Source organism: Undibacterium sp. SXout20W, from assembly GCF_049340285.1.
GTDB lineage: Bacteria > Pseudomonadota > Gammaproteobacteria > Burkholderiales > Burkholderiaceae_D > Undibacterium.
The window spans coordinates 174,426-187,555 of the sequence record NZ_JBMPPH010000002.1 but is presented as its reverse complement, the minus strand read 5'-3'; the positions used below and the strand labels follow the sequence as shown (position 1 = coordinate 187,555).

At 48.3% G+C, this 13,130-nt stretch carries 8 protein-coding genes; 2 read left to right on the top strand and 6 right to left on the bottom strand.

The genetic code is table 11. The features are described from left to right. Positions 1–4 precede the first annotated feature (4 nt). From ACO0K1_RS02465 to ACO0K1_RS02440, 6 genes are all read right to left on the bottom strand, one after another. Complete coding sequence (locus ACO0K1_RS02465) at positions 5–6,376, bottom strand: Hpt domain-containing protein (RefSeq protein ID WP_423022328.1); 6,372 nt, start codon at positions 6,374–6,376, stop codon at positions 5–7. Positions 6,377–6,468: 92 nt separating this feature from the next. After that, positions 6,469–8,805: a methyl-accepting chemotaxis protein gene (locus tag ACO0K1_RS02460; protein ID WP_423022326.1), complete on the bottom strand. Its 2,337-nt coding sequence runs from the start codon at positions 8,803–8,805 to the stop codon at positions 6,469–6,471. A 97-nt stretch (positions 8,806–8,902) separates the two neighbouring features. Then, on the bottom strand, positions 8,903–9,484 hold the full coding sequence (locus ACO0K1_RS02455; RefSeq protein ID WP_423022324.1) for a chemotaxis protein CheW: 582 nt from the start codon (positions 9,482–9,484) through the stop codon (positions 8,903–8,905). Positions 9,485–9,586: 102 nt separating this feature from the next. Then, complete coding sequence (locus ACO0K1_RS02450) at positions 9,587–9,952, bottom strand: response regulator transcription factor (protein ID WP_423014649.1); 366 nt, start codon at positions 9,950–9,952, stop codon at positions 9,587–9,589. A gap of 27 nt (positions 9,953–9,979) precedes the next feature. Further along, entirely contained in the window at positions 9,980–10,381 is a 402-nt protein-coding gene (locus ACO0K1_RS02445; protein ID WP_423022322.1) for a response regulator, read from the bottom strand. Between the two features lie 118 nt (positions 10,382–10,499). Then, positions 10,500–10,652 carry a rubredoxin gene (locus tag ACO0K1_RS02440; protein WP_423022387.1) on the bottom strand — a complete coding sequence of 51 codons (153 nt, stop codon included), beginning with the start codon at positions 10,650–10,652 and terminating at the stop codon, positions 10,500–10,502. A 157-nt stretch (positions 10,653–10,809) separates the two neighbouring features. On the opposite strand from ACO0K1_RS02440, the gene thiD reads away from it, so the two are divergent. Beyond that, a complete protein-coding gene (gene thiD, locus ACO0K1_RS02435) occupies positions 10,810–11,622 on the top strand; it encodes a bifunctional hydroxymethylpyrimidine kinase/phosphomethylpyrimidine kinase (RefSeq protein ID WP_423022320.1) in 813 nt (270 codons plus the stop codon). A 226-nt stretch (positions 11,623–11,848) separates the two neighbouring features. Then, positions 11,849–13,129, top strand: a complete 1,281-nt coding sequence (hemL, locus tag ACO0K1_RS02430) for a glutamate-1-semialdehyde 2,1-aminomutase (protein WP_423022318.1) — start codon at positions 11,849–11,851, stop codon at positions 13,127–13,129. Position 13,130 lies beyond the last annotated feature (1 nt).

The window sequence follows — 13,130 nt, the reverse complement described above, 5'->3', positions numbered from 1 at the left end:
AATATCAAACAACGACGTCGTGATCTGATTCAATAAAGTGCCGAATCGCTGCCAATAAATCATCCTCACGATAAGGCTTACCGAAATACTCATTTACGCCCAATTCTTTAGCATAGTTACGATGTTTGTCTGCGGTCCGCGACGTAATCATGATAATAGGAATATGGCTAGTGCGGGCATCACTACGCACGTTGCGGGTCAAATCGAAACCATCCATGCGGGGCATTTCAATATCCACCAACATGATATCCGGCGTGACTGACTGCAATTGTTCCAGCGCATCAATACCATCTTTCGCCAAAATGACTTGATAGCCTTCACGTACCAGTAAACGTTGCGTGACGCGACGAACTGTCAATGAGTCATCCACCACCATCACACTGTGCTGGGTACGCAATCCTTGCACAGCTTCCGTATGACTTTTTTCCTGATATTGTGTCTCATGGATATCGGCCACTGCACCAACATTCCTTGTTTCTACACCAGGTTGCGGCAAACGGGCATGTTCATGTTCGACCCGCTGCGCTAACGGTACAGGGTTAATAATCAAGACAATATCACCTGACCCAAGTACGGTAGCGCCAGCAATCCCTATCATCCGTGATAGCTGTGGGCCGATATTTTTTACGACCACCTCACGGTTGCCGACGATATCGTCAACATGAATAGCCACGCGATCAGTACCACTCTTCATAATCAACAGCGGTGTGTATTGCTGTGCAGTTGGTATCGCATCACGATAGCCTAACAAGGACGACAAATAATGCATCCTCACACGCTGCTCTTGCCACATGATTGCGCCATCGTTATATGCATTGGCCAAGGCATTTGATTTCAAATGCTGTACTTGCTCGACCAACACCGACGGTACGGCAAATGTTCGGCCACCAGAACTCAGCAAAACCACCTGCGTCACTGCCAGGGTAAGCGGCAAGTGAATTGTAAATTCAGCGCCTTTTCCTGCAGCCGTTGCGACTTCAACACGGCCGCCCAAGGACGCTGCTTCTGAACGCACCACGTCCATCCCTACGCCACGGCCTGCTAACTCAGTAACCTCGCTTACTGTCGAGAAACCTGGTTCAAAAATCAGGTTGGCAGTTTCAACATCGCTCACGGTTTCATCAGAAAGCAACAAACCTGAGGACTGCGCTTTTTCGCGGATCACGTTTAAGTTCAGACCTTGGCCATCATCATTGAAACGAATAACGACTTCATTTCCTTCCTGGCGCACTTCGATCAGCAATTCGCCTGTTTCGTCTTTACCAAGCTGACGACGGGCCTCGCGTGATTCAATGCCATGCACAATGGCGTTACGCAACAGATGTTCAAACGGCCCGACCATTTTTTCCAGAACACCCCTATCCATCTCAACGTTAGTACCGCGAATATCCAGATTCACGCGTTTATCGACTTCTTTGGCTGTTTGTCGGGCAACACGATACAAACGTTCCGAAACGCTGGCAAACGGGATCATCCGCACCCGCATCAAATCTTGCTGTAACTCCCTCGTCAGGCGTGCCTGGGTGTGCAAATTCGTCGCCGCACCATCGATGGTGCGGTTTAAATTAGTCTGTACGGTTGCCACGTCACTGACACTTTCGGCCATCATGCGCGTCAATTCTTGTAAGCGCGTAAAGCGGTCGAATTCTAGTGGATCAAACTCACGATCTGCGGAATGCGCCATGCGCGAGGTAATCTGTGTTTCCGCCTGAATTTCAACTTCACGTAGCTGATCGCGCAAACGGGTCACATTCTCCGTCAACTCACTTAAGGACGAGCGCAACGTTGTTACTTCATTTTCAAGCCGGGAACGAGAAATCGAAACCTCACCAGCCTGGTTAACCAAGCGATCCAAAACGTCCGCGCGCACCCGGACCAGAGGCACTGGGGCGGCCGGAACAGGTGGCGTCGCGGCCGTTGCAGGCGACAAAATGGCGGTTTTCTGTGCCGCGTTCGAATTCACGAGCGTTTCTGAAGACTGCGGACTCGCCATCGCATTGGTGACTGCAGAGCCATCTTTTTCTTTTGCGGCTAAGTCTTCCTGGAATTGGTCAAGCTCTTGCGCCGCGGTGAGTGATTCGGTAATGAGGCTGGTCGCGCTGGCCGCGCTATGAGCGTCTGGATGCTGCAAGCGATCAAACAACAACATGCTGTGATCATGACGCGCTAACAGATCTTCTAACAATGGTTGACGGACCAGACTGCCGGCATGCATCAGACTCTCGATACGCGTTTCCATGTCATGGATATGTTGCCCCAAGCCCATCGCTCCTGCCATCCGGGCACTGCCCTTGATGGTATGCATCAAGCGCGCGATCGATTGCGGTATGGCGATATCGCCAGGTTGTTCCTGCCAACTCCGCAACAACTGCCCTACCATTGGTAATAAATCGTGACCTTCTTCCAAAAAGACGGGTAAGAGATCATGATCCAGCTCATCGTTAATGGCAGAACCATGATGATCGATCTGCGACATCAGAGTCGTTGCAGCCTGGCTTGGCGCAGCATCATGGATGTTTTCGGCGTCAGCTATCCAATCATTCAAATCCAATTTTTCATTGGTGGAGGTGATAAATTCTTCATCAGCACCTGCATCAGAGCGGCCAATCACATCTTGCAACAAGACCTCTAATCGCCGTACTTCATCGGGCACAAATTCAGCCAATTCAGACAGCGCAAATTTTTGCAACATGCGTTTGGCGACATCAAGGGCATGCTCGAGGGTATCAAACTCAGTTGAAGTCAAAACAACAGGATGTCGTTCCAAACGTTGTAAAACGAGCTCTAAACTATGCGCTAATTCTTGCAATGGTTTCAGTCCCACTGTCGCCGAGCTACCGGCTAAAGTGTGACTGGCATGGATTGCATGGGTCGTCACATTGCGATGTGGTTCGTGACGCCATTCTGCAAAATCCTGCGACAAGAAACGCACGATTTCATCAGTTTCTGCCATGTAGATCGAATACAAAGGCAAACTAATTTCAAGATCACCGATACGTTTAATGTTGTCATCAATCGTTGGACTAGGAACTGGCTTGATTAAATCAGGGAATTCCAAGATTTTTGCTGTATTCACCAATTCCAGAACATTGTCATTGCCGATTTTCTCCTGAGCAGACTGAGAAGCAGACTGAAAAGCAGGCTCTAGTGCAGATTCTTGTGCAGATTCTTGCGCAGACTCTGGCTCGCTGATCTGGCTGGCAGCCGGAACGTCGGTGACAGATTCAGACAGGACATGTGATTCTGCAATGCCAGATAGAGTCTCCACATCTTCTGGTACATTCGCACTTGCTTGTGGTGCGGAACTTAAGTCAGGAACGCTGTTGGCAGCGCTCGCTGTTGTTCCCAATGCAGCCGCAAGTAACTCATCCATACTGGGCGTTGGTGATAAATCGACGCTAAATTCTTCCGATTCAGGCAAAGCAAATTCTGCTTCTTTGCTGAGATTTTCATCGCTTGGGGACAGGGTCAATGCTTCGGACAAGCTATTTTCGGCCGTATCATCATGGAATACGACATCTGATTCTGTCACCAAAGGCGAAGAGACCGGGAAATCTGTAGCCTGTAGTTCGACGGGTTCAACGCGCGCCTCCGATGCCGCCTCATTTGGTGTTACAACGGCCTGTTCATTCACATCAAAGCTTAAATTATCCAGACCGAGGTCGCTTATGGCGTTGTCATCTAAAACGCGGCCGTTCGTTTCAATTGGAGGTAATAATTCATCGCTTTGACCAAAGACATGCGTCAATTCAATAGGCGTGAATTCTGTGGATTCTGTCGATTTTGTTAATTCAGGGTGAGAAGATGCCTGCTCCACAGGAACATCATGTAAATCCTGCCCCGCTTTTACGCGCTCTGCAGCGGCAATAATTGCACTGCCGTTACGTGATGAATGACCGTGCTGTTTTAGCTCTTCAACCCACAAAGCCATTTCTTTGGCAGTGTGGTCGAGCAAAGCATATAAGGTTTCTGTGCCAGAACGCGATTCCGACAACCACAAATTCATCACCTGTTCCACATTCCATGCGGTTTCGCCAAACACGTTCAACCCAACCATCCGGCTGCTGCCCTTCAAAGTATGGAAGGAACGTCGCAAACTCGTCAGATAATCCTGATTTTCTATATCGCGTTTTGATAAAGGCAAGGTTTCCTGCACAAAGGCCAGTACCTCTTCGGCTTCAGTCAGAAATATGTCTAGTAACTCGGCATCAATCGCCTCATCACTCTGAGGCAAATTCACATGCGCGAGTGGCGCCTGATGATCAGGTGCAGAACTGGTGGCCGCAATGATGTCTTGCAGATTTTCAGAAGTTTGCTCGGACATCGATTTATCCAGCAATTCAATCGCCATTTTTGCGCGCTCACTGGCGCTTTGATCATCCAGCAACGTTGCAACCGAGCGTTCAGATTCCAGGGAATCTTTAAGTCTTGTTTGAATATCTGTATTGTCTGGATTTTCAGAAAGAGAAACGGCCAGCCGTGCCGACTCTTGCTGTTGATGTAGCAGTTCTTGCTCTGCCGTAATCAGTGGGGAGGACTGTACTTCCTCAACCGAAGTATGGCTACCATGGGCGACATCAAATGCTTCTTCTGCATGAGGTAATATGTCTTTTTGTGCCGTAGCCTCAAGCAGATTAGAGCGAAAAATACCCGTATCTGCCTCAAAACTAAATTTTTTCCTCGCGGCGTCCGGTTGCGCTTGTAAAGTTTCAATAAAGAAGCTTAAAGCGCCGATATTTTGTGCGACTTTTTGATGTTCAGCGTGGCGTTCAGCTTTTAAGCTTTGATTATTCTCATCGATAGGTTCAGCAAATTTCGTAATCGTGTCGCGCGTCTGCTCAACGGCCTGCATCGCATCATCCTGATCCAAAATTGCCAGTGCCCCGCCGATCTGATGCAAAACATCGTTCACCGCTTTTAATGAACCATGTTGAGCCGGATCTCTGAAATATTCATCAAGATTTTTTTCCACCTGCCGCAGACTGGCTTGCATTTCGCTGACCAAGACACCCATGGTCTGGCGTTGTTGCGCCTCGCGTGAAATTTCGCCCATCCACGCAGTTTGTGACTGCGGCTCTTCGCCTGACACGATCGACAACAACCGCGCTGTGATTTCATCCGCCCTCTCAGAAAAATGTGCCGGCAAGCGAGTAATTTGATCCAGAGTTGTTTCCACGAACAATAAACTGGTGGCCAATTCGATGCCCAATTTTTCGCGGTCAGCCGAATGTACGACATGACGTGCGATGCCGCTCAATTCTCGTAAGAGCTTGGATAATGCAGGGGCATTGAGGCCAGCGCCTGTATCGGCCAAGTCCTTCATTTTTTGCGAAAACTTGTCGGCTAGAGCATTCTCGCCGTTAGCAATACGCCCCCACAAATTTTTGACCGCAGCTAATTGTTCTTTGGCCGTGCTCTGCACGCCTGCTGCTATCTGACTATAGTGCTTTTGATCATAATCAGCTGGCACTTTGTTTTCTAACTGATACGCATGGCGAATACTTTCTACTATCGGCGTCGATGCGCGCGCCTGAGCCAGGAAGAATAAGGCATCTCGTAACAATCGTTCAGGGATCGCTGTTACACCTTCGACCAACCGTCGAATTTGCAAATTAATCCGTCCAAATATTTGTTTAGCATATTGTTGATTATCAATATTGCCTTCGGCAAAAGCTTCAACAAAAGCACACATCACAACCCAAAACGCCTTCGCTTGTGGGTTAGTTTGCGCGAGGTCGATACTGTGAACGACATCTCGCATTGCTCGCGCGGCAGTTTGTTGCTGTTGTTGATCTTTGCTCGTTAATAAGGTCAGGAGCAGCTTTTCAAACTGTTGGCGTAAGTCAGTATAGGATGCCGGGGCTTTGGCTGGTGTCACGGCTAATGCAGGAACTTTGCTCTGCGCCGACAATGCCGGGAAAAATAAATCGGCAGGATGAATACGTTCAGCGCCTTTCAACTCCAGCAAGGCGCGGTAATAGGGGAATAATCGCACTGGTTGATGCGTAGCACCAGACAATAAATCTTCGAGATACCGTAAGACAGCATGAAACGCGTCAAGAATCACGTCAACATTCGCTGCATTCATTTCTAACTGCGCCGTTTGCAGTCGTTCTAATAGTTCTTCTATGGTTTCCGTAACATTAGAAACACCATCGATATCAACAATCTGCAATGCTCCATGTGCCTGATGCAAATAGCTCTTTGCGTGAAGGATCGTTGTCGATCTGGTTTCAGGGTCTTGCTCAAGTGCCTCTTTGAGCATCTTGCCGGCATTACTTACTGCTTCTCGTACTTCCGCCATGACCCAGGAAAGCGGTCCAGTATCAAACTGATCCTGAGACAGATGTGACGAATTTGAAAAATCGGATGTCATGCGTGCTCCGCAAACTCAAGAGACGATGAAATCAGTTTCATCGTCTCGACATAGGATGAAACCAGAATACCTGGTTCCAAAGACTGAAAAAATCAGGCCGCCACCCGGAAACGTGAAACGGAGTTTTTCAATTCCTCCGCCAACAATGACAACTGTCTAATAGAATCAGCCGTTTGTTGCGTACCGTTTTGCGTTTGCTCTGTGATCGTCAAAATGTGCTGAATGTTTTGCGCCACGCCGTTCGCAGATGTCGCTTGCTGTTCCGTCGCCAAAGAAATCCCTTGAATCAATTCTGCAAGACGGTTAGAAACGCTACGAATATCCGACAACGCTGACCCTGCCGCGTCTGACAATCGGGCACCCTCAACCACACCCTGGGTTGATTTTTCCATCGCAGCTACCGCATCATGGGTATCCGTCTGAATCGTACGAACCAATGCACCAATCTGTTTGGTCGCCTCTGCTGAACGTTCCGCCAATCGCTGCACCTCTTCCGCAACCACCGAGAATCCGCGTCCCGCTTCGCCAGCAGACGCCGCCTGAATCGCGGCATTCAACGCCAGCACGTTCGTTTGTTCGGTAATGTCAGAAATCAGTTCAGTGATCTCACCAATCTCTTGTGATGATTCACCGAGTCGCTTAATTCGTTTGGACGTTTCTTGAATTTGTTCGCGAATTTCATTCATACCCTTGATCGCGTCTTCCACCGCATGCGCTCCTTGCTCTGCCGCAGCAACCGACTGACGCGCCACTTCCGCGGATTCGTTCGCAGAACGTGAGACGTCGGTAATTTCAGCTGCCATCGTCAAAACGATTTGACCGGCATCTGTAATTTCACGTGATTGTTGCTCGGACGCTTGCAGAAGATTATTGGAAATACCCTGCGCATCATTGGATGCTGAAGTCACTTGTTCCGCCGTTTTGGTAACCCGGCCAACCAGTCCACGCAACTCTTCCACGGTGTAGTTAACGGAATCGGCGATCGCGCCGGTAATATCTTCAGAAACCGTCGCCTGCACTGTCAAGTCACCATCAGCCACTTCCTGCAATTCATTCATCAGACGCAAAATCGCAGCCTGATTCTGATCGTTGGCGGCTTTCGCTTCTTCTTCTTGCTTTTGGGCTTGCAGCATTTGTGCGCCAGCTTCTTGTCGACGCTCATTCGCCTCTTTGGCGCGATTACGACTATCCTGCAGCAGGACTAATGCGATACCAACCGCAGCCAGCAAAGCAACAGCGCCTGACAGCAACAATAACCAGAAAGAAAAGCTGATCGAATCTTGTTGTTCGGTGTACGTTTTTTGCAGCTTGGCGAACTTGGTTTTTAAATCTTCGTTTTCATTAAACACCAATTGTTCAGATTGTTTCGCGGCAATAAAATTCTGCAGATTGCCCAGAATACTGGACACCGATCCACGATATTCTTCAAATGATTTTTGCAATTCTTCGAGTTTTTCACGGGTATCTGCATCTTTGGTCGCAGCGAGGCGCAACACATCGCTGCCCTTCAAGAAACCATCCACCAGGTCGCGGAAGGTGTTGGTATCTTTACCGAGCAAGAATGCGGTTTCTGGATTAACGCCTTCAGAAGTCAAAAACTCATTCGCACTACGACCCAAACGCTGAGTCAACATAACTAACTGACCAGAAGCAGAAATTTCACGTGCTGAACCACCGCCTTGTACTTTTAAGGTCGAGATTTGCTCAGTCAATTCAAGTAGAACTGGCGATAAGGTATTCAATTTTTGCAAAGTCTGACCGAAACCAGTCAATTCAGCACGACGTGCCAAAATGGTTTCTGCCGCCTTATTTGAATTTTGCCAGGTTTTTGAGGTGTCTTTTAGCACCGCCTCAAGAGCAGAGCTTGCTTTATCAACGTTACGACCTTGGTAATTACCACCCTTGAGCAGAATATTCAGATCGGAATTGATTTCTTTGCGACTGTCTTCCAGTTGCTTAAACGCTTCGACGTTACCTTGAATCGCATTTGGTGCTGCTTTACCAATCCGCTGAGAATGCATCAGCATGTCACCGGAAATCTGTACCTGGGTAGAAACCAGCGAAGATTGGCTCGCATTGAGCCAGACAAAAAACGCACCTGCCAGCAATGCAGAACCCATCGTCATCGACAGCACACGCATTTGCTTCTGCAACGACATTTTACCGATGAATGGTAAGTGAATATCACCGCCTTTTTCCAAGGCATCACCGATGAATGTCGCATCCGCCCGCTGATCTTGCGGTTCGCTGACATGTTCCCAGTTCGGGGTGGTCGTCGTTACTGGCAGCTCAGGAGTCAGCATTTTGACGTTGCTCGCTTCTTCAACTTCAGATGAATCAGCATTACCGAACGACCTTGGCGCAACTTCTGCTCCGTCAATTTCCGGATCTTCTTTCCCGTTGGACGCGAGCGGTAGCTTAAATTCCATTACTAAGTCTCCTAAAACGATTGACATGCTTCCAGTATTATTTGAATCACAACGACACTTTCTACATCCACCAGATTTACTGCAATGCCTATATTGACTATAACCCGATCTGCAAAAAATCCTGATCCTGAACCAACGTAGCAAGGCTGAGTTTGTGCCAGATATTGCCTTCATTATCACGATACTGCAGTGGCAACCATGCGGGCATCTGGCCCCCTTCCTGTGCGGATATCTCTTCCATATCGGCGATATTACGCAGACCAAGAACCTGGGATACCAACAAACCGCTGTTAAATGCTAATGCTGGCGCAAACGCGACGATCCGACAGCCATGATCGAGGGGTGTAAGTTCACCTCCTTGAAAACGGGGCAAATCAACGACACTTGTCAGATTACCGCGGATATTCGACAAACCGACATACCATTCTTTCGTCAATGGAACGGTGGTCAATAATCCCGCGCTGACGATCTCACCCGCTTCACGCAACTCGAGCAGATAACGTACTTGCCCAACCATGATGCCCAATTGGTTGACCTGAGTAAAATCACCGCGCTGAGCCGCTTGCATACGTTCAACCAACTGCGCCTGAAATTCGCGCAATCGGGTACGTCGTACACCGCTATCGGGTCTACTCGACGCCTGATCAGACGCAACAGGGTCACTCAAATTCTGGGTCATGTGGGCATCCGGGGATGTTTAAATGGGCACGCTTACTCATCGATCAGTTCTGTCATCTCGGTCAGCTCGGTCTGTGCTGTCAGCCAAGACCGTTGTGTAGGATTAACCGAGCGCAGCGATTTTTGCTAACAGCTCTTGCGGATCGATGGGCTTGACCAGGTAATCACGCGCCCCTTGACGTAGTCCCCAGATTTTATCGGTCTCTTGATTTTTGCTGGTGCAAATGATCACTGGTACGTCTTGTGTTTCCGGATCTTTGGCAATTGCGCGTGTAATTTGAAAGCCGTTTTGACCCGGCATCACGACGTCCATCAAAATCAATTGTGGTTTATCGGCTTTAATTTTGGTTAATGCTTCTTCGCCGCTCTCCGCCGTCGATACGGAAAAACCATTCTTCACCAATACATCCGTTAAAAAATAACGTTCCGTCGGGGAGTCGTCTACCACTAAAATTTTCTGAATAGCCATCTTCTTCCTATCTCACATAAAACTGAACTATTTACTATGCTCTTCGGAAGTGTAATTCCGCACAGTTTTCAGCAGACTATCTTTTGTAAATGGTTTAGTCAGATATTCATCTGAACCGACCATGGCACCACGTGCTCTGTCAAACAAGCCATCCTTTGATGAGAGCATGATGACAGGGGTATTACGAAATTTCGCACTTTTTTTTATCAGCGCACAGGTTTGATAACCATCGAGACGCGGCATCAAAATGTCGCAAAAAATCAAATCTGGATGAGAATCATTGATCTTCGCCAGGGCATCAAAACCATCTTCGGCCAACACGATCTTATAACCGGCTTGTCCAAGAAATATCTCGGCAGATCGACGGATAGTACTGCTATCGTCAATCACCATGATTTTCAGGGTTTCGCTGCCTGTCGCTATTGACATAAAATCATCTCTTTTCAACAGAATTGTCTCAATCTAGCACTCTAGCAAAAAAATTTGTATTGGCGCCTATTTTCCTTGAATAAACATTTAATACATCCAAAAAAATGTAAATACGCGGTTAAATCACAACCATTTCAAAATCTTCTTTACGGGCGCCGCACTCAGGGCAAGTCCAATTCATAGGAACATCTTGCCAACGCGTGCCTGCGGGAATTCCCTCATCGGGCAAACCGGCCTCCTCATCATAGACCCATCCACAAATTAAACACATCCATGTTGCAAATTCCTGCTGACTACCTATGTTATCGCTCACGACTAAAACCCTTCAATCAAGTAAAATATTAGAACTAACGTATGAAATTTAAAAAACATCTCAACATTTGAGCTAATACGAATTTATTTAAGCTGGCTATATTAATCTACCCAACGTGCAAAACCAAATTTCTCCGCTTATTCTTAGTTTCGGTGCCTCAGACCCTGTGACTGCCACTGGTCTATACGCCGACCTCGCCTCATTTGCTGCCATGGGTTGCCACGGTTTGCCGATCGTTACTGCGATCCTCACAGGCGACACGGCGCAAGTCGATAGCATCCACCCACTTGAAGCCGATCTGGTGGATGAGCAAGCACGGACAATACTTGAAGACATGGCCGTTGTCACCTTCAAAATCGGGCAAGTTGGCAGTGTCGACAACGCAACAACTATTGCGGAAATTGTCTCTGATTATCCTGAGATGCCGCTGATTCTTGATCCTTTTAATAGCGCGGTCACTGAGCAAATTGCGGATGCTGAAGATTTAACTTTGGCAATACGCGAATTACTTATCCCCCAAGCAACGTTATTATTGATTTCTGCCGTTGAACTTTCCAGATTGGCTGAAACCTGGAAAGAAAATAATGACGCCGAAGACTTAACCGCCGACGCGATGACGTTGATCGATTCTGGTTGTGAATATGTGCTAGTCACCGGCACTCCCTGCGCCAATGGCGAGGTCGCCAATACCTTATTTAATGAAGCTGGCATCGTTCGCAGGGACATCTGGCCGCGCCTTCCTGGTTCACATGCTGGCGCTGGCAGTACATTATCCGCCGCGATCGCTGCATTAATGGCCAATGGATTAGAAGTACCTGAAGCAGTACTCGAAGCACAAGAATTTACCCATGCAGCGATTGCTCATGCACAGCAATTAGGTATGGGGAAACTCATACCAGATCGTTTTTTCTGGGCAAAGGAAGAATAAAAATTCAAGCGATGCGCAAGGTAAATTTAATGAACACTTTGCTGCGTCGCAACCTAATCACTTGATGTGAATCATATGAATCCTATCGGCAGTTTGTACAATACAAACCACATCGTTGTTCCAATTGCTCCAATTGCTCCAATTACTCCAATTGACCCAATTGCTGCAAAACATCCCCGATCACTACCTCAATCAACCTCAAACTTCCCTGATCAGATCGCACACTATGACGAATAATAACGAAGCATTATTTAACCGCGCTCAAAAAACGACACCCGGCGGCGTCAATTCTCCGGTACGTGCGTTTCGCTCGGTGGGTGGCACACCGCGTTTTATCACCCGGGCCCAAGGACCTTATTTCTGGGATGCAGAAGAGCGCCGCTATATCGATTACATTGGCTCCTGGGGCCCTGCGATTGTCGGCCATGCGCATCCTGAAGTCGTAAGTGCGGTGCAGACGGCTGCAGCACGCGGCCTCAGTTTTGGTGCGCCGACCGAAGGCGAGATCCTGATGGCTGAAGAAATTTGCAAGCTCGTACCTGGCGTAGAACAAGTACGCCTGGTTTCAAGCGGCACGGAAGCGACCATGAGTGCATTGCGCCTCGCCCGAGGCGCGACGAAACGCGACAAAATTATTAAATTTGAAGGCTGTTACCACGGTCACGCTGATTCCTTGTTAGTCAAAGCCGGAAGTGGTCTGTTAACTTTTGGCAATCCGACCTCGGCAGGGGTACCGGAAGACTTCAGCAAACATACCTTAGTACTTGATTACAATAACTGCGAGCAACTCGAAGAGGTATTTAAATCCATCGGTGATCAGATCGCTTGCGTCATCGTAGAGCCCGTCGCTGGCAATATGAATCTGATTCGCGCTACGCCAGCTTTCTTAGAAACCATGCGCCGTCTTTGCACGGCACATAACAGCGTACTTATTTTCGACGAAGTGATGTGTGGTTTCCGGGTTGGCCTGCACGGTGCACAAGCCTTATATCAGGTGCAAGCAGATATCATTTGTATGGGCAAAGTCATTGGTGGGGGCTTACCAGTGGCTGCATTTGGCGGCCGTGCAGATTTGATGGGGCATATGGCGCCGTTAGGGGGCGTGTATCAAGCCGGTACTTTATCTGGCAATCCAGTGGCAGTCGCCGCTGGTATGACGACGTTAAAAATTATTCAAGAAGCGGGCTTCTATGAAAAATTGACGGCACAAACACGCAAACTGGTCGATGGATTAAGTGCTGCCGCAAAAGAAGCTGGCGTCACTTTCTGTGCCGATGCTGTCGGCGGCATGTTTGGCCTCTATTTTGCCGCTGAGGTACCAAGTTCGTATGCAGAAATGATGGCCAGCGACAAAGAAAAATTTAATCGATTTTTCCATTTGATGTTGGAGGCAGGTGTGTATCTGGCGCCGTCGGCTTTTGAAGCAGGTTTCGTCTCTATTCAACACGACGATGCGGTGATTGATGAGACTATCGCGATAGCCAAGCGAGCCTTTGCGCAACTCTAAA

Bases quoted from the DNA above. Each gene is read 5' to 3' on its own strand.
- ACO0K1_RS02465 (WP_423022328.1), bottom strand. From the start codon at position 6,376: ATGACATCCGATTTTTCAAATTCGTCACATCTGTCTCAGGATCAGTTT.
- ACO0K1_RS02460 (WP_423022326.1), bottom strand. From the start codon at position 8,805: ATGGAATTTAAGCTACCGCTCGCGTCCAACGGGAAAGAAGATCCGGAA.
- ACO0K1_RS02455 (WP_423022324.1), bottom strand. From the start codon at position 9,484: ATGACCCAGAATTTGAGTGACCCTGTTGCGTCTGATCAGGCGTCGAGT.
- ACO0K1_RS02450 (WP_423014649.1), bottom strand. From the start codon at position 9,952: ATGGCTATTCAGAAAATTTTAGTGGTAGACGACTCCCCGACGGAACGT.
- ACO0K1_RS02445 (WP_423022322.1), bottom strand. From the start codon at position 10,381: ATGTCAATAGCGACAGGCAGCGAAACCCTGAAAATCATGGTGATTGAC.
- ACO0K1_RS02440 (WP_423022387.1), bottom strand. From the start codon at position 10,652: ATGTGTTTAATTTGTGGATGGGTCTATGATGAGGAGGCCGGTTTGCCC.
- hemL (WP_423022318.1), top strand. From the start codon at position 11,849: ATGACGAATAATAACGAAGCATTATTTAACCGCGCTCAAAAAACGACA.